We start from the raw sequence: 16,172 nt of genomic DNA on the forward strand, positions 1-16,172 counted from the left end.
CTAATATTGCCAACTTCTCAATAGTTTACTCTATTTGAAAGGTGCAGTCGGGCTACAAGTTTGGCAATCAAATGATCATTCTACTCTTGGCGAGATACACCACAGAAAAGCGCCGCCGATAAAGAATGCCAGATCACCCAGTGATGTGACCACGCGAAACAACCCGATTGCAATCAGCGCTTCTGCCTCAGGTATGTAGGCCTGTAAGAAGATGAGCAGAACAAACTCACGGATTCCGATCCCTCCAGGCGCGCCAGGAGTGACATAGCCTAACAGCCATGACGTTACGGCAATGACTATGATGGCAGGGTCATAGTCACCGGAAACCAACCCTACCAATACCAACAGAGTAAAGCCCATGGCCAAGAAGAAGAAGGAAGCAAGCAACAATCCGTAGATAAGCCTTTGTCGCGACGGCGCGTTGGGGAGTGTTCGAAGTTTTCTTGTAATCAGTATGATCAGCAAAATGGCAATAACCATCGCTGTCGGTACAAGCCAATGAATAGGTATGACCTCAGATATTTCGAGTGAATGGGGAGCTGCACCAAATGTAAATCCAATTAGAGCGAAAAGCCCCGCGACCAGAATAAGAGTGCAAATTTCAAGAATATTTGCGAGCGCCAACCCACCCTGACTTGCTCCATGGTCAGCCATAACGATATGTCGGCCCAAATATTGAAACACGTTTCCCGGTAGATATTTCGCGATCTGCGTTTTGGAGTAGGTTGAAAACGTCAGTGCACGTGAAAATGTTTGGTCTTGCGTTCCCTGGACCAGCCCATGCCAAAGCTCGGCCAATAGCAGCAAAGCGGTTGCATAAAAAAATATTGCCGCAAATACGATTGCCCACGCCTGCCAGCCAGGAGACCAAGCCGCAATTTGGGACCAGTGCTGTGCAACCGCGACGGTAAAATAGTACAAAGTCACGGCAACAATGGCCCAGCCTATCACGCGTAGCGCGCGCCGCTGTCCACGCCCTAACTTATTTGGAAGTGTCATTTCTCTGCTACAGGGGTGGGTTGGATCAGTGTCGTTTGATCGGGGTAGGGCAGTGATGGAACGCGCCCCCGGTAGGTCTTGATCTGTGCCTCCACCGCTTCAATCGGGCTGCGATACTCCCGTCTGCCAGAGTTATCAAATACGATCATGCCACCAGGTGCAACGTGTGCTATCGCGTGCCTCAAACAAGCCACCCGTGCGCGTCCGTCTATGATGATGACGTCGAATGGACCTTCTGCGCCTTCGATTGCAGTGACATAATTTTCGAAGCTGTGCGAAGTATTGCCAGGTTTTTTTTATCCGTATTCTGGATTGTAGTTGGCATCGGGCTCAATCAGCCTCAATTCATCGTTGGAAAACGCGCTCAGCCGGTTAGATATTACAGGATGCCAATCGACATCATGTTCGACGCTGGTGACATGATGAGCGCGCCGCGCGGCCCAGATTGTGCTGGTACCGCTACCGTATTCAAAAACGCGTGGGGTGTCTCACTGGGCGAGAAAAGCGTCGATCTTGTCGATGGACGTCAGTCTGGCGGTTGATGGGGCTCGATTCATTTCGTGGGGTCAGAGAAATCGTGGTAGAATCAATACTATTGCGTTGTGTGTAAGAGTTTCCTGTGTTTTTTGTTGTTTTGTGGGTCAATTGAATGAATTGCGTGCGTAGATGGATGACAAAGACTTAAAAATCATTGAGGCATTGCAAAAGAACAGTTCTCTTTCGCAGCGAGAGCTTGCCGAAAAGGTCAACTTGTCTCAGAACGCCTGTTGGCGACGCTTGCAGCGGTTGAACGAGACCGGTGTAATCGTTGGTTCGACGGTGCGCGTTAACCGCGAGAAACTTGGCCTCGGCTTGGTAGTCTTCATGATGGTGAAAACGCGCCATCATTCGGCGGAATGGCTTGATGCATTCCGCCGCGCCGTATTGAAAATTCCCGATGTCGTAGATTTTTTCCGGATCGGGGGCGATTACGACTACATGATAAAGGTCATCACTGAGGATATGAACTCGTATGATCTGGTATATCAGCGCTTGATTTCAGAAGTAGAGCTTGACTCAGTTACCTCCTATTTCTCGATGGAAGCAATCGCTGAGCAGCGGCCATTAAAAATCTCTTGAACTTTGATCTTCACGTGAACAGCCCGATTTGGTTGGTCCAAACCAATTGTAAGTGCATGATTGGATTGTTTTCGATTGGGAAGAATCGCACTAGGGGCGATCGTAAACTTTAGGCGAAGTTTTCCCCATTCTTGTGGTCACATACACAGGATAATCTGAAATCGGTTGATATTTTGGTGATAATATTCACCAGGTCGCAGATATCATTTCCATCAGGAGGACACGATATGAATAAACTTATCCAAGCTGCCGCACTCGGTATTTCGGGTATAGGAGCAGCCATTTCGCCAGCGATGGCCGATGAGTGGCGCTTTAACAACTTTCTTCCGGAAACACGCCCGGAAACGGCTGAGCTGGAGCAATTCGTTGAAGATGTGAACGGCGCGCTCGCGGAAGGCTCTGAGATTACTCTCTACAGCGGCGGTTCGCTGGGTTTGCCCAACACGGATACCTTGCGTTTTTTGCCCAAAGGCGCAGTGGAAATGAGCCTGATGTGGGCCAACTATTTAGGGCGTGACGCTCCTGCGTTAAGCTCCGTAGTTGTTCAGGGCACCATCGGCTCGATCGAGGAGTTCGAAAAAGCAATCCCGACAGTCCGCGATATCTATGAAGAAGAGTTTGCTGACTGGGGGGTGTCCTCAGTGGGTTATGTCGCAATCCCGATGCTGTCGGTTTCAGTTTTTTGCCGGGATGAGCCCGTGCGCACCCTTGAGGATCTGAAATCAAAGAAGCTGCGTGTCTGGGCGCGTGATCAGGTCGAAACCTTCACCCGTCTGGGTGTAGCCGCGCAGATCATCCCGCAAGAAGAAATGTATGTGGCGCTCAAGACCGGGGTCGTTGACTGTGCCCTTTACCCGGCGCTCTATGCGCATACGGTCTCGTTGCAGGAAGTGGCCAAGTATGCGTCATTCCTTTATCCGATGGCATCCGGCCCATACGTAATCGGTGTGGCCACCGACAAGTGGGACGCGACGGATGAGGCGACCAAAGCGGCGATCACTGCAGCAGCAGATGATTTGTGGGACCGTACCAACCAGTATGAAGATGACTTCGAGCGTGAGCTTGCTGCCCGTGAAAAACTTGGTGAAGAGGGTGTGACCTGGGGTGAAGACTTCTCTGACGAAGACCGGGCCCTCTTTGTGTCCTCGGTAACCGAAACATGGAAAATGCTGGCGGAAGAAGCTGGTGGAAACGCACCGGCCTACCGCGAACGTGTTCTGACCGCTTTGGGCCGCTAATTCAAAGATGGCAACAAGTTTAAAACACTTTATCGCGCGGGGGCTGGATCGTCTGGCCCTTGCGTGTGCGGCGGCATCAGCACTGGGAATGATAGCCATTGTTGGCATTATCGTAACCAGTGTCCTGATGCGTAAGTTTGCCAACTCGCCTCTTCACATCACCGAGGAAGTGGTTGGACTGTTATTGAGTGTCTCGTTATTTTTGGGTTTGCCGATGGTCACCTTGCGGGCCAAACATGTGCGCGTTTCGCTGTTGGCCGACAGGCTAAAAGGCAAGATGCATGTCGTTGTGCAGATAGCCGCGCTGCTGGTTGGTATAGTCTTCTTTCTCTGGTTGATCGTCGAGACGATTCCTTGGTTCGAGTTTGCTTTCAAGCGCAATCTCAAGACGGAAACCACCCGGATTCTGCTCTATCCCTGGATGGCGTTAATGCCGATCTCTCTGACGCTAACCCTATCCATTTTTGTGGCCCGTCTGGTCGGTGTTCTAGACCGAGTGGATGACTCAGAAGCAGATATGGAACAAAGCTTTACCGACGAGGCCCGCTAATGTCATTTTGGCTTACTCTGATTGGGGTGCTGGTTGCCACCGCCGGTACTGGCGTCGCTTTGGGTGCCGCATTGGGCCTGACTGGGCTTATTATCCTTTACTTTTTCTCAAACGGCGCGACCTCGCTTGCAATCGACGCAATCTGGAGCGTTTTCAACTCGTTCACACTCAGCGCGGTGCCAATGTTCATCTTGCTTGGTGAGGTGTTACTGCGGAGCGGAATCAGCGAGAAAGCCTATTCCGCATTCTCGCCTCTATTTCGGCGAATTCCAGGTGGGTTGCTGCACACTAACATTGCGGTTTGCACATTGTTTGGAGCCGTCAGCGGTTCGAGCCTTTCGACAGCAGCCGCGGTCGGATCGGTTGCTTATCCTGAAATGTCCAAGCGCGGCTATGACAAAGACACCGTGGTTGGAAGTCTGGCTGGCGGAGGCACGCTGGGGCTGCTGATACCGCCGAGCCTATCTTTCCTGATTTACGGCGCATTGACGGAAACCTCGATCGGCCGCCTGTTTGCCGCAGGCATTATTCCGGGTTTCCTAGTGGGTCTGATGTTCATGGCCTATCTCTTCGTAAAATGCTCTCGCAACCCGTCGATCGCTCCACGTGACCAGGAACCGGTATCGTTGTGGCAAGCCTTAGCAGGCTTCAAACAGATTTGGCCACTTCTGGCCCTGATTTTCGCCGTGATCGGCAGCATTGTGGGTGGTTTGGCAACGCCAACCGAAGCCGCAGGTGTGGGCGTTGTGCTGGCAGTCATTATCTCTTCGATTTGGGGGGATTTGACCTGGAAGAAATTGGTTGAGGCGGTGTATCAGTCCGTTCTGTTGTTCGCTGCAGTTGGTTTTCTGGTGCTGGGCGCAACCATATTGGCAAAATCCACAAGTATCCTGGGTGTCCCTCAGCAAATTCTCGAGGTGGTCGCAGAAAGCGGCATGGGAACCTACATTGTGCTGTTAATCGTCGTTCTGATCTATCTGATTCTGGGATGTTTCTTCGACGGATTGTCCCTGATGATCATGACGTTGCCGGTCGTATTTCCGCTTTTGACGGGCTTGGGATTTGATCCGATCTGGATCGGAGTAATCATCACCATCGTGATCGAGATTGGACAGGTCACACCCCCGGTGGGACTTAATCTTTCTGTCCTGACGGCGCTGACCAATAATGAAGTCAGTTTGGGACGCGTCGCGGTGGCAACAGTGCCTTACTGGTTGATCCATCTGTGCGCCATTCTGGTACTGACGATGTTCCCTGCATTGGCGCTTTTCCTGCCAAATCTGCTATTCTGATAAAGGAGCTCAGCCCTGTGGTTCTGAAAGTGAGGCCCAAAAGTTTCGGACCGGTCTTTGTGTTCTTCGATGGAAGTGCACAACTCAGCTATGCCTATGGGGATACTGACGACATTATTTCTCATCCGCCGCATGAAACTCCGGTGGACACAATGATTGCGTCGCTTGGTTCATGTATCATACGTTCAGTCGAGTGGGCGGCTGCGCAACGTAAATCGCAGTTGAATCCTTTCACGGTCAAAATTGTAGGCACCAAGTCTCCTGAATTGCCCGGTCGGTTGGAGAAGGCCGAGATCACGATCATCGGCGATGTGGTGGATGATGGGGTGATGGCCACCCGCATCTTGAAGCAGGCTAAAGCTATTTGCACTGTCAGCAACTCATTGAACACCGAAGTCGAGATCAACATTCAGGCGGCCTGATCGCCTGAATGCCGCTGCCAGCCAATTTCTCGGTACAAGGAGCAGAGCCATGACCGAACCCTCTGCTGCGAGGCACGAAGTTCCCGTAGATTCCGACACGACCCTTGAAATGCTCGACAGAGATCCAGCCTCTGTCTATCGGCGTTTGCGGCGCGAAGCGCCTGTGGTCCGGATAGAGGCGATCGGCCGGATTGTTTTGACTAAGGCAGACGACACCTATCTGGCCAAAACGGATACACAGCATTTTCATTCCTCCGATTCCAGGACGGCAATGGAACGAGCGTTTGGTGGCAACACGTTGATGCGTAAAGATGGTCCGGCGCATCTGGACGAGCGAAATGCAATGGTGGAAACCTTTCATGCTCGCCACTTTTGCGATACTTGGAGTGCTAGGTTCCAAACAGTCGCTGAAGCGGCTGTATCCGCTTTGCGCGATCAGACCAGAACGGACCTTCGCCAGACCTTGGCAGCTCCGTTATCGGCGCTCTACCTGCAACACGTTTTAGGCATCCAGCCTGACGATCAGGATCAACTTTTCAGTTGGGCGAATGCCTTGATCACCGGGGCTATGAACTCGGGTTTTGACCCGGCCGTATTTGCGCTCAGCGATCGTGCCAACGATGAAATGAACTGGTGTTTTGACAGGATGGTCGATTTTCATCGCGAAAACCCCAATCCTTCCGTTTTGTCAGTAATGGTCAATGCGCCTAATCCACTTTCACTAAGTCAAATACGCACAAATCTAAAAATCTGTATCGGGGGCGCTGTGGTCGAAAGCCGCGATGCGATTTCAACCACGATCCACGGGCTTCTACGCAATCCGGATCAGCTAAATCACTGCATAGAATCCGATCGTTGGGACTTGGCATGTGAGGAAGGGCTGCGCTGGGTTGCCCCTATTCAGGCCAGCCCACGTATAGTTGCCAGTGAAATTGCCCTACGCGGAGTGACGTTGCCTAAAGGTGAAACAATCATGGTTGTGCAGGGCTCGGCCAATCATGATGAAGACTACTGGCAGGACCCTCATCTGTTCAATATTCATCGCCCGCTTATTGCAAACCAGACCTTTGGGTTGGGTCCGCATCGGTGTATGGGGGGCGATCTGTATCGTCGTCTGGTAAGCGATGCGCTGCTGCCGTATTTGTTCCGGTGTTTTCCAAATATGCATGCCGATCACTCGCGGGAAGTAGAGTTCAGAGGTTTTGCTTTTCGTGGCCCGACTTCACTACCGGTTTTTCTCCGTTGAGTTTGACAAATGCGAAGGCGGCGCTAAACGCGCGCCTCGATAACGGTGTGGCGGAAACTTAGAGCAGGCGATATGACCCAAAAACTATCATACTATTCGTTCATAATCATCAAATAATATGCTAATAGTGATAATTTTGGGTCATATTTTCCTATCATTACATATAAAATACTCATCAAGGAGTATTCTCATGTCGCTTGCAGATTTTCGTAGTTCTCTAAAATCCGATAACCTTGTTCGCAACTTGCGCGAAGGGGTAATTGGTGACGGGGCAAGCATCCCGGGTCTGTTTGGCGATGTATCACTCGTTTACGCAGATTATGTTGCCTCCGGACGGGCTCTTGCTCAGGTTGAGGACTATATCCGAGATTCCGTGCTGCCCTATTATGCCAACAGCCATACCGAAGCATCGTTCTGCGGTTCCTTTATGACCCGTCTGCGCGCCGAAGCCCGGGCAGAAATCTCGCGTCTTACCAATGCTGCAGGGTGCAGCACGATATTTACCGGTTCTGGTGCTACTGCAGGCCTTAACCGGCTTGTCGCGCTATTTGGTATCAACGACGCTGCCAAGGCTGTTGTTTTTATTGGTCCTTACGAGCACCATTCCAATCTGCTGCCATGGCGTGAATCAAAAGCTGAAGTAGTGGAAATCCCCGAGGCCGCAGAAGGTGGCCCTGATCTGGCGCTGCTTGAAGCAGCATTGAAGGATCATGCTAACGCTGACGTCAAAATCGGCAGCTTTTCAGCAGCGTCCAATGTCACGGGTATTGTCACTCCGACCGATGAGGTCACGCGCTTGCTCAAGTCACATGGTGCATTGTCGGTCTGGGACTACGCAGGAGCTGGTCCTTATTTGCCGATTGATATGAACCCCGCCGATGATTGCCAAAAAGACGCAGTCGTTGTTTCACCTCACAAGTTTCCGGGGGGGCCTGGAGGCAGCGGGGTATTGATAGTGCGCGATGATACTGTTTGTCTGGATATCCCATCGTGGCCGGGAGGAGGGACAGTAACCTTCGTGTCGCCGTGGGATCATCGGTACTCGTCCGATATCGCAGCCCGCGAAGAGGCAGGCACCCCCAATGTTATTGGTGATATTCGCGCCGCACTGGCCTTTATCGTCAAAGACGAAATTGGTCAGGCCTTCATCTCTGCACGCGAAGCAGAGATGAACGAAATGGCATTGAAGGCTTGGTCCAAAAACCCGCAACTGACCCTGTTGGGCGTTGATCATCCGCATCGATTGCCAATCTTTTCATTTCGGGTGAGCCGTGCTGATGGAGCGCGTTTCCACCACCAGCTTTTTACCCGAATGCTAAGCGACGTTTATGGTATTCAGGTACGAGGTGGATGTGCCTGCGCAGGTCCGTATGCGCATCGGCTCTTGGAAATAGGACAACCTGAATCCGAACAACTTTTCAGCGATCTGCGGGATGGAAAAGAGTTGCTTAAACCGGGTTGGGTACGTCTGAATTTCAGTTACCTGATGGATGACGCGAAAGTTCAGTACATCATCGATTGTGTGAACGAATTGACCGGTCGTCTCGACGAGTTGGAAGTGCTTTACATGTCCGATCCAGCAACCGCTCGTTTCGCCATCAATTCCGACGCGCTTGAAGTGGCGTAGTAGGCGATATCCAGAACTCACGGTGGTTGGACCTCCCTCTGTGGGGCTGGCCAATTTTATTACTGCCTGATTGTAACGACTGCCGGGAACGGGTCGTTTTGCAACGATTGAAATCTCGAAGATCAGTTTCTGTCACACGCGGGGCTTGAACATTGAATCTGGGACTAGCGCAACTGATTTTCATTTGTTCCCTAGCCGGATAGAAGTCGTTGGCCCTTCGAATTCTAAAGCGCAAGTTCGTTCAATGTGAATTGATTACGCTGCTACCAGTTTGTGTGCGATCATTCACCGAGAAAGAGGCCATGTGGCACGGCGCGTCAAATGGTCAGACTATTTAGTGGTCAATCTGGGTAGATTGGCCATGTTGGGCAGGGGCATGAGGAATCATATGGTCGATTCGCGCAGTGAAATTGCATTTTCCCGACGATGTATTGTGTTGGAGCAGACATGCGCATCAGTGTAGGGATCGCGGTGACTCTGCTGGTTGCGTTGTCGATTGGCGTGTCAACTTTTTTGGTGCATTCGCTTTGGTGGACGACTGCACGCGAGAACAGCCGAATGCTGGCGGCTGAGATCAATAGTCAGATCGCAAATACTGTTCGGATCGAAGTTGGCCTGACGCTGAGATCTGCCGAGGCAGCCTGGGCAGCCGTGCGAACCATCTTTGTTCAGGACGTCATCGCCACGCGACAGGCCGACAAACGCGAGTTTGTCTTTCTGTCGCAACTGCAGGCGCAACCAAACATTTCGTGGATCATGTTTGGTTGGCCGGACGGGAATTACTTCGCCGCTCATCGCTTGGGGGATGGTGGGCTTGAGATGATCGAGATAGACAGCGAAATCCGAGATGGAATGCTGCGGACTGACCGATACATTTTTATCCCGGGCGATATTCAGTTCGAAGAACGGGCTTTCTCGGCGACAACCTTTGATCCGCGTGATCACGCTTGGTATCGGAATTTCATAGACCGGGGCACTGCCGACTGGATCGAAGCCCGCGATCTGCCCGGTGGTCATAAGACGGTCTATGCGTTTGCAGGCCCCGTCGACGTAAATCGCAAGCGTCAGGGTGTGCTGGCTGTTGTCATCGAAACTGACAGGCTGTCGCGTTTTCTGGGCACGCTGCGACCTGGTGAATTTGGCGCTGCATTTATTCTTGACGCTGACGGGAAGGTGATCGCAGTTCCTGATCCCGAGGCGGATGAGATCACACCTGCCCGGATGGGTGAAGGGCAGCTTTACGAAGTTGCCAAGAAGTCCGGGCAGCAACTGCTGGGGAATTCGATTTCACGCGCGTCCATGAACTCCACAACTAGGATTGTGAACGATGGTGTGCCCTATGCAGTGGCTCTGACCCCGTTGGGTTTTTATGGGTGGCGCGTGGCGACAGTTATTCCCGAGTCTGCTTTCTTGTCCGGAATCAATCAGACACTGGTGAACTTGCTCTATATTCTGGTCGGAGTTGTCGTCGTCGCAACGGCGCTGGCAATTTGGCTTGTCCGAACGGTTGTCGCAAATCCTTTGGCACGCATCGTCGAAGATCTGAGCCGCGTTGAAAAGTTTGATACCGAAAAGATCACCCGCAGACCCTCAAAGCTTCGCGAACTTTCGAATCTTTCAGCGGCAACCGCGAATATGGCGGCAGGCCTATCGGCCTTTCGCAAATATGTACCAACTGATCTTGTCCGGATGCTGGTTGCAGAGGGGATCAAAACGCAGCCTGGGGGAGACCTAAAGCGAATTTCAGTTCTGTTTTGTGATGTGGCTGGTTTTACAGGGCTTTCGGAAAAGCTGGGCCCCGAAATTGTTCAGTTGATGGCGCCGTTCTTCAGCGCTGCATCGTCTGCTATCGCCCGGCATGATGGGACGATTGATAAGTTCATGGGTGATGCTGTCATGGCCTTCTGGGGTGCCCCGCGTGCCGACGCCGATCACGCCGAACATGCCTGCAGGGCGGCTTTGGATCTTGTCGAATCCGTTGCCGCAACAGATATCAAAGATGATGAGGGGCGCCCCCTGAGCATACGTGTGGGTTTAAATACAGGCGATGCGCTGGTCGGGAATATCGGTTCAGAAGAGCGGTTGAATTATACAGCGATAGGCGACGCTGTTAATATTGCCAGCCGCCTGGAAGGTGCCAACAAGATTTATAGAACTTCGATTCTGATCGGCCCGGAAACGCGCCGTGCTGCAGGCGATTCAATTGTGGTACGCGAGCTCGACACATTGGCAGTTTATGGTCGAACAGGTGGTCTGGTGATTTATGAGTTAATCGAAATGGCGGACAGTTCTGCGGGATCGCATTCATGGATAAAAGCTTACGAAGAAGGACTTGAGCACTACCGAAACCTCCGTTTCGAAGCGGCGATCCGGGCGTTCGAAGCTGCAGAACGAGGCCGGGGCGGTGATCAGGCTTCAGCTATTATGATAGAGCGCTCAAACACCTATCTGGTGTCGCCGCCACCGGTAGACTGGAACGGGGTTGCTATAGCGGACTCCAAGTGAATTGACCGGCTTGGGCGATCATCAAGAAACGATGCTTACACCGCAGTCTCCAGCGCCGCCGAACTATACACCACGGTGCTGACCCCAAGGTTTCAGATGCAACAGATATCCAGCGTGCAAAATGCGACACGAAGGAGATCGTCTCCCGATGTTTCATTTTCAGGTAGGTGAGGGAGAGACGCATTGGCGGAGACCATTCAGACAGGTCCTTCAAGTGTCTTGAATAGGTCGCTAGCCTGTCAAAACTGAAGGCCAGGTGCCTGATTTTAGGATTCAAGCGCCTGAAGGATGGTCACAGCGATAATCTGTGTCACATCCTCTGCACTACAGCCCCGCGAGAGGTCGTTGGCTGGTTTGGCTAGGCCCTGAAGAACCGGTCCAATTGCCAGATAACCGCCTAACCGCTGGGTCATCTTATAGCCAATATTCCCGGCATCCAGATTTGGGAAAATCTTGATGTTCGCCTGTCCGGCTACTGTCGATCCGGGTGATTTGCGTTCGCCGATCGATGGAACAAATGCGGCGTCAAATTGCAGTTCTCCATCAACGTTCAATTCCGGGTGTTTCGCGCGGAGTATTTCTGTGGCGTTGACTACCTTGTCGACCGACGGGTGGCGAGCGCTGCCCTTGGTTGAAAAACTCAGCATCGCGATTTTTGGCTCTTCCCGTAACAAGGCACGCGCGGAAACCGCCGACGCAGCAGCAATACTCGCCAATTCTTCCGAATTCGGGTCGATTACCAATCCGCAGTCAGAATACAGCATCGCACGTGCACCGGGTTGTGCGTTCTCGGGCGGGTACATCAGAAAAAAGGATGACACCATTCCAGCGCCAGGTTTCATGCCAATGACCTGAATTGCGGTTCTGACAACATCGCCAGTTGTATGTACCGCTCCTCCCACTGTGCCTGTTGCGTGTCCGAGTCTCACCAGCATCGCCGCATAGACCAATGGCGTTTCCGCCGCCTGCCGCGCCTTGGCTTCGTCAACACCCTTGTGTTTTCGCAGGTTATAATACTCGGCTGCAAAAGCCTCAGTCAGGGAAGATTGGGCCGGGTCGTGGATCGAGATACCGTCGCCAGCTGACGCGCCCTCGGCGTGCAATGCGGCTTCAACCTCTGTTTTTGGTCCGACCAGAATGATATCGGCGACACCCGCACTATGAGCCGCCAGCGCCCCTGCTACTATCCGCGGGTCTGCTCCTTCGCTCAGCGCCACAACAGGGCGGGTTGTCGGCGCATTCGCCTTCAGCAGCTCGATTGGCGTCAAGGTCATCGGTACCCGTCCTTCTCCACTAGAATTGGCAGCAACGCTCGGTTGAGGACATTGGAGTACACCAATTGGCTTGCCCGTAGCTGCACTGCGCCGGTTCGTCTCACAAACAATGGTTTTGTTCAATGCGTCAAACGGCGCGCCGCTGCCGATAAGCGACCAGAAGTGGGCCAGTTGTTGGCTCGTCGCTGTCAAATCTGCGTGAACGGATCAGGAAGAACTCTGATCCCAGATCGGCGTGCAGTCTTCGCGGAAGGCGAAGCGTAAGAGGTGTTGTTCAATAATCTGTTTCCAATGTTCCAGATCACCGCGCGCGCGCGTTGTAGCGACAATCGACAGATAGTCTTGGGTCGCCGACATCTCGACAGATTTGCCATCCGAAAAGTTGATCCGGCCGTGCGTCTCGTTGAATTCAACCTCGGCCTTGTGCGACCAGTGCTTGCAGAGTTGTTGCAGATATTTGCTGCTGTTGGCCGAGGTCATCCGTCCCGATGCTGTCTGGTCAGGAAGCAGGCTCAACGCTTTTTGCGCGCTCGTGCGAATAGCGCCGGCAAACCGGGTTACATCAATGTCGGTGGCTACAAAGGTTGCACCCAGATCAAGACATTGGCGCTGCATCTCGGGGTCCGTAGTCAGAATACCTGCCGCCTTGCCAGCGGCCACTGTGCGTTTTATGGCATCAAGCACGGCGGTTTTGACCTCTGGGTGTCCTGCCTGGCCGATATGGCCCATATCAGCAGCCAGATCTGCTGGTCCAATAAAGACCCCGTCAACCTCGGTCTCCAGAATTCCATCAAGTGCCGCCATACCGGCACGGTTTTCAACCTGAACGATCAGACATATCTGGTCATCTGCAGTGGTGAGATAGTCGTCGATTGCGGCGAACATCGACGCCCTAGCTAAAGATGAACCGACACCGCGTGACCCAATAGGCGGATACCGAACCGCCCGAACCAGTTCTTCTGCCTGATCCTTAGTTTCAACCATTGGTACAAGGAGACTTTGAATACCCGCATCCAGATATTGCTTGATCAACCATGTTTCGCCGATCGGCAAGCGGGCGAGTGGTATGCTGTCGGAGGCTTCTATCACGCGCACCTGTTCCAGTATCGAGCGCAGATCATTCGGGGCATGTTCGCCATCTACCAGCAGCCAATCAAATCCGGCGGTTGCCGAGATTTCGGCGGCGTATGGACTTGCCAAGCCAATCCAGCAGCCCATTTGGGGGCGTTTTTCTTTTAGCGCGATCTTAAAGCGGTTTGTTGGGGCAGGCATGGCGAACTCTCTTTTAAGCGAAGCGAATGTCAACGGACCCAAACGCGCCGAAGTCAGCATGGATTTCGGTCCCGGAAGGGCATTCGACCGGTCGGATAAAACTACCGGACAGGATAATCTGGCCGGGCTCAATACTTTGGCCATATGTAGCCATGCGGCGCGCCAGCCAAACAACGCTTTCGATTGGGTCGTTCAGCACACCCGCTCCCAGTCCGGTTTCTTCGATTTCACCGTTGCGGAATGTCAGAGCTCCGACCCATCGCAGATCAGCAGCATCGATCTTATGACGCGCGGCACCCAAAACAATGCCAGCATTGGCCGCATTGTCACTGATGGTATCGAACACGGTTCGGGTCTTGCCGGTCTCGGGGTCTACACGCTGGATCCGTGTATCGAGAATTTCGATGGCAGGTGCGACATAGTCAGTGGCTGCAATCACATCTTCTCGGCTCACGTTGTCTCCACCCAACGGAGATTTGGTGACAAAGGCGATCTCAGCTTCGATGCGGGGCTGAATGAATCGGTCGGCAGGCACGGTTGCGCCATTGTCAAAGATCATGTCGTCAAACAGGATACCGCTGTCAGGTATATCGATGTTTAGCGCGTATTGCATCGCTTTCGAGGTCAGGCCTATCTTCCAACCAACCACGCTGCGACCCTCGGCCAACTTGGCGCGATAGATTGCGTTTTGTACCTCATAAGCATCATCCATCCCCATCTCGGGATGACGCAAAGACAGAAGGCCGATCTGATTGCCGCTGCGTTCGGCGTCAAGCAAGTCTGCAGCAGCTTTTGCGTGCTCGGCAGGTGTCATACAATTTCGTCCTCGATGCCATTGCGCAAAGTCCCAATGCCTTCGACTTCGATTTCGACCACGTCGCCTGGCCTGAGGTATTTAGGCGGATCAAACCGCGCACCCGCGCCTGTGGGCGTGCCGGTAACGATTATATCTCCAGGCTGCAGGGTCATGAAGGTCGAGATATATTCGATCTCGCGTCGGATCGGAAACATCATGCGGTTCAGCGTATCGTCCTGACGTACCTCTCCGTTGACGCGGGTGACGATACGGGCGTCATCCAGCTGAGAGGCGTTGGTAAATGGCACCAGCCACGGCCCGATGGACCCAGAACGATCCCAGTTCTTGCCTTGCGTGACGTTGAACTTCGCGTGCCGGACCCAATCGCGGATCGTGCCTTCGTTGCACAGTGTCAGAGCTGCGATATGGTCATAGGCCTGATCCTTGGGGATACGTCGCCCTGTTTTGCCAATGACAATCGCAACTTCACCTTCGTAGTCCAATGTATGGTTTTCGGGGGGGCGAACGAGGTTTTGTTCATGGCCCGTAAATCCACTGGCGAAACGTGGAAACAGCGACATGTATTTCGGTTGCGCGCTGCCATCTTTGTATTCGGCATTCCGATCCGGGAAATTTACTCCAACGCACAGGATGCGCCGCGCATTGGGCATGACCATTTCATAGGTGAACTCGGTGTGTGTCGCAGGTTTGTTATTAGCGACCGTCTCTAGCTGGTCCAATGCACCTGCAGCTATAACATCATACAGAGATGGCCAGTGGGGAAAATCCGGCGAAAGGGCGATCATGCCCTTATCGGTAACAGCCCCGTAGAATAGTTCTTCATTGGCTGTGTAAGTTGCGTAGCGCATTGATTTTTGTCCTCGTCAGCGGGGTCCGGTCTCATACTGAATTTCAACTATTAGCCGCCACACTCAGGTTCTGATTTAGCAATTCGAGGGTTCAAACGGGGAAGATGACATTGGTCTGTCCGGTGCCCGAGCTGGGGAAGTACTCAGTCACGACCTCGCACTTCTTGTCATAGGCATCCCATCCCAGTGCGCCATACAGCATCGCCGTGTCGTGCATCGAACCTTCACCACAGCAGAAATTGGCATAGTCGCCCAGCATCTTGAGGAATGTGGCGTGGTCGCCGTTCTTCCACATTTCAAGAACGTGCAAGTCCATCTGGCGGTTGAATTCCGAGCTGATGGTAAATGTGCCGTTATTGGCAGCGTAATCCTTGTTGGCCCAGATCTTGTGCGACAGGGAACCGGATGCGACCAGCAGCACCTTCTCATCGCTGGCCTCGACCGCCTCACGAATGGCTTCACCGATGATCCGACTTTCGTCATGATCGTGAACCGTGGCCCAAGCAGCGACGGAGACGACCTTCATGTCATGCTCGCGGCTCATGAACCGCATCGGGACCAAAGTGCCATATTCCAGTTCAAGACTGTCCAGATGATGCGCAAGCGTATAGGTGCCCTTATCCGATGCGATTTTGGCAATCGCATCCCCCATTTCCGGGTTGCCCCGATACGAGTAAGGCAGGTTCTGAATGAACTGAGGGAATTCGTTTGAGGTGAACAGCCCCTCGAACTTCTCGTTCGCGTTGATGTGGAACCCGGCATTGATAACCCAATGGGTGTCGCAAATAATCACAGTGGTCGCACCCAGCTCTTTCGCACGACGTGCGATTTCGCAGTGGCCGTCAATGGCTGGCTGACGTTTACCTTTTATCGGCCCTTCCTGCTCGGACATAAGCAGCGTGGGTACGTGGGTCATCTTTGCAGCAAGAACGATTTCGCCCATGATCTCCTCCTGAATTTTTA

Annotated in this window: 16 protein-coding genes; 9 read left to right on the forward strand and 7 right to left on the reverse strand. The window is 52.9% G+C overall.

What is annotated here, in order from left to right:
- Positions 1-75 precede the first annotated feature (75 nt).
- Both ACR0DU_RS09120 and ACR0DU_RS09125 read right to left on the reverse strand, forming a co-directional pair.
- Positions 76-999 (reverse strand): hypothetical protein, encoded by a 924-nt coding sequence (locus ACR0DU_RS09120; protein ID WP_480873837.1) that lies wholly within the window; start codon positions 997-999, stop codon positions 76-78.
- Positions 996-1,148, reverse strand: coding sequence for a hypothetical protein (locus tag ACR0DU_RS09125; RefSeq protein WP_480873840.1), 153 nt, complete (start codon positions 1,146-1,148; stop codon positions 996-998). Before ACR0DU_RS09125 ends, ACR0DU_RS09120 begins: the two co-directional genes overlap by 4 nt.
- A 237-nt stretch (positions 1,149-1,385) precedes the next feature.
- Here ACR0DU_RS09125 and ACR0DU_RS09130 point away from each other — a divergent pair, with 237 nt between their 5' ends.
- From ACR0DU_RS09130 to ACR0DU_RS09170, 9 genes are all read left to right on the forward strand, one after another.
- Entirely contained in the window at positions 1,386-1,541 is a 156-nt protein-coding gene (locus ACR0DU_RS09130; protein ID WP_480873842.1) for a hypothetical protein, read from the forward strand.
- Between the two features lie 124 nt (positions 1,542-1,665).
- Positions 1,666-2,118 (forward strand): Lrp/AsnC family transcriptional regulator, encoded by a 453-nt coding sequence (locus ACR0DU_RS09135; RefSeq protein WP_480873845.1) that lies wholly within the window; start codon positions 1,666-1,668, stop codon positions 2,116-2,118.
- Between the two features lie 227 nt (positions 2,119-2,345).
- Positions 2,346-3,356, forward strand: a complete 1,011-nt coding sequence (gene dctP, locus ACR0DU_RS09140) for a TRAP transporter substrate-binding protein DctP (RefSeq protein WP_480873848.1) — start codon at positions 2,346-2,348, stop codon at positions 3,354-3,356.
- A 7-nt stretch (positions 3,357-3,363) separates the two neighbouring features.
- Positions 3,364-3,906, forward strand: a complete 543-nt coding sequence (locus ACR0DU_RS09145) for a TRAP transporter small permease (RefSeq protein ID WP_480455466.1) — start codon at positions 3,364-3,366, stop codon at positions 3,904-3,906.
- Positions 3,906-5,198: a TRAP transporter large permease gene (locus ACR0DU_RS09150; protein ID WP_480873850.1), complete on the forward strand. Its 1,293-nt coding sequence runs from the start codon at positions 3,906-3,908 to the stop codon at positions 5,196-5,198. Before ACR0DU_RS09145 ends, ACR0DU_RS09150 begins: the two co-directional genes overlap by 1 nt.
- A 17-nt stretch (positions 5,199-5,215) precedes the next feature.
- The gene (locus tag ACR0DU_RS09155) at positions 5,216-5,620 is read left to right on the forward strand and encodes an OsmC family protein (protein WP_010441609.1); all 405 of its coding nucleotides are present in this window, start codon (positions 5,216-5,218) and stop codon (positions 5,618-5,620) included.
- A 49-nt stretch (positions 5,621-5,669) separates the two neighbouring features.
- Positions 5,670-6,866 carry a cytochrome P450 gene (locus ACR0DU_RS09160; RefSeq protein ID WP_480873853.1) on the forward strand — a complete coding sequence of 399 codons (1,197 nt, stop codon included), beginning with the start codon at positions 5,670-5,672 and terminating at the stop codon, positions 6,864-6,866.
- Positions 6,867-7,056: 190 nt separating this feature from the next.
- Positions 7,057-8,493, forward strand: a complete 1,437-nt coding sequence (locus tag ACR0DU_RS09165; protein WP_480874342.1) for an aminotransferase class V-fold PLP-dependent enzyme — start codon at positions 7,057-7,059, stop codon at positions 8,491-8,493.
- A 447-nt stretch (positions 8,494-8,940) separates the two neighbouring features.
- Positions 8,941-10,998: an adenylate/guanylate cyclase domain-containing protein gene (locus ACR0DU_RS09170; RefSeq protein WP_480873856.1), complete on the forward strand. Its 2,058-nt coding sequence runs from the start codon at positions 8,941-8,943 to the stop codon at positions 10,996-10,998.
- Between the two features lie 266 nt (positions 10,999-11,264).
- Here ACR0DU_RS09170 and pta read toward each other — a convergent pair whose 3' ends face one another.
- The 5 genes from pta to hpaD all read right to left on the reverse strand — a co-directional run bounded on the left by pta (position 11,265) and on the right by hpaD (position 16,152).
- Positions 11,265-12,272, reverse strand: a complete 1,008-nt coding sequence (gene pta, locus ACR0DU_RS09175) for a phosphate acetyltransferase (protein WP_010441605.1) — start codon at positions 12,270-12,272, stop codon at positions 11,265-11,267.
- Positions 12,273-12,479: 207 nt separating this feature from the next.
- A complete protein-coding gene (locus ACR0DU_RS09180) occupies positions 12,480-13,544 on the reverse strand; it encodes an aldolase/citrate lyase family protein (RefSeq protein WP_480873859.1) in 1,065 nt (354 codons plus the stop codon).
- 13 nt (positions 13,545-13,557) lie between these two features.
- Positions 13,558-14,358 (reverse strand): 2-oxo-hept-4-ene-1,7-dioate hydratase, encoded by an 801-nt coding sequence (gene hpaH, locus ACR0DU_RS09185; protein WP_010441603.1) that lies wholly within the window; start codon positions 14,356-14,358, stop codon positions 13,558-13,560.
- Positions 14,355-15,209 carry a fumarylacetoacetate hydrolase family protein gene (locus ACR0DU_RS09190; RefSeq protein ID WP_480873862.1) on the reverse strand — a complete coding sequence of 285 codons (855 nt, stop codon included), beginning with the start codon at positions 15,207-15,209 and terminating at the stop codon, positions 14,355-14,357. The genes hpaH and ACR0DU_RS09190 overlap by 4 nt, the downstream gene beginning before the upstream one ends.
- Positions 15,210-15,300: 91 nt before the next feature.
- Positions 15,301-16,152: a 3,4-dihydroxyphenylacetate 2,3-dioxygenase gene (gene hpaD, locus ACR0DU_RS09195; protein WP_480873864.1), complete on the reverse strand. Its 852-nt coding sequence runs from the start codon at positions 16,150-16,152 to the stop codon at positions 15,301-15,303.
- Between the last annotated feature and the right edge of the window lie 20 nt (positions 16,153-16,172).

It is taken from the genome of Ruegeria sp. G2, assembly GCF_056533505.1.

Excerpts from the sequence above, each read along its gene's own strand:
- ACR0DU_RS09160 (WP_480873853.1), top strand. The coding sequence starts at position 5,670 with ATGACCGAACCCTCTGCTGCGAGGCACGAAGTTCCCGTAGATTCCGAC.
- hpaD (WP_480873864.1), bottom strand. The coding sequence starts at position 16,152 with ATGGGCGAAATCGTTCTTGCTGCAAAGATGACCCACGTACCCACGCTG.
- dctP (WP_480873848.1), top strand. The coding sequence starts at position 2,346 with ATGAATAAACTTATCCAAGCTGCCGCACTCGGTATTTCGGGTATAGGA.
- ACR0DU_RS09150 (WP_480873850.1), top strand. The coding sequence starts at position 3,906 with ATGTCATTTTGGCTTACTCTGATTGGGGTGCTGGTTGCCACCGCCGGT.
- hpaH (WP_010441603.1), bottom strand. The coding sequence starts at position 14,358 with ATGACACCTGCCGAGCACGCAAAAGCTGCTGCAGACTTGCTTGACGCC.
- ACR0DU_RS09125 (WP_480873840.1), bottom strand. The coding sequence starts at position 1,148 with ATGATCGTATTTGATAACTCTGGCAGACGGGAGTATCGCAGCCCGATT.
- ACR0DU_RS09145 (WP_480455466.1), top strand. The coding sequence starts at position 3,364 with ATGGCAACAAGTTTAAAACACTTTATCGCGCGGGGGCTGGATCGTCTG.
- ACR0DU_RS09120 (WP_480873837.1), bottom strand. The coding sequence starts at position 999 with ATGACACTTCCAAATAAGTTAGGGCGTGGACAGCGGCGCGCGCTACGC.
- ACR0DU_RS09170 (WP_480873856.1), top strand. The coding sequence starts at position 8,941 with ATGCGCATCAGTGTAGGGATCGCGGTGACTCTGCTGGTTGCGTTGTCG.
- ACR0DU_RS09180 (WP_480873859.1), bottom strand. The coding sequence starts at position 13,544 with ATGCCTGCCCCAACAAACCGCTTTAAGATCGCGCTAAAAGAAAAACGC.
- ACR0DU_RS09190 (WP_480873862.1), bottom strand. The coding sequence starts at position 15,209 with ATGCGCTACGCAACTTACACAGCCAATGAAGAACTATTCTACGGGGCT.
- ACR0DU_RS09135 (WP_480873845.1), top strand. The coding sequence starts at position 1,666 with ATGGATGACAAAGACTTAAAAATCATTGAGGCATTGCAAAAGAACAGT.
- ACR0DU_RS09130 (WP_480873842.1), top strand. The coding sequence starts at position 1,386 with ATGCCAATCGACATCATGTTCGACGCTGGTGACATGATGAGCGCGCCG.
- ACR0DU_RS09165 (WP_480874342.1), top strand. The coding sequence starts at position 7,057 with ATGTCGCTTGCAGATTTTCGTAGTTCTCTAAAATCCGATAACCTTGTT.
- pta (WP_010441605.1), bottom strand. The coding sequence starts at position 12,272 with ATGACCTTGACGCCAATCGAGCTGCTGAAGGCGAATGCGCCGACAACC.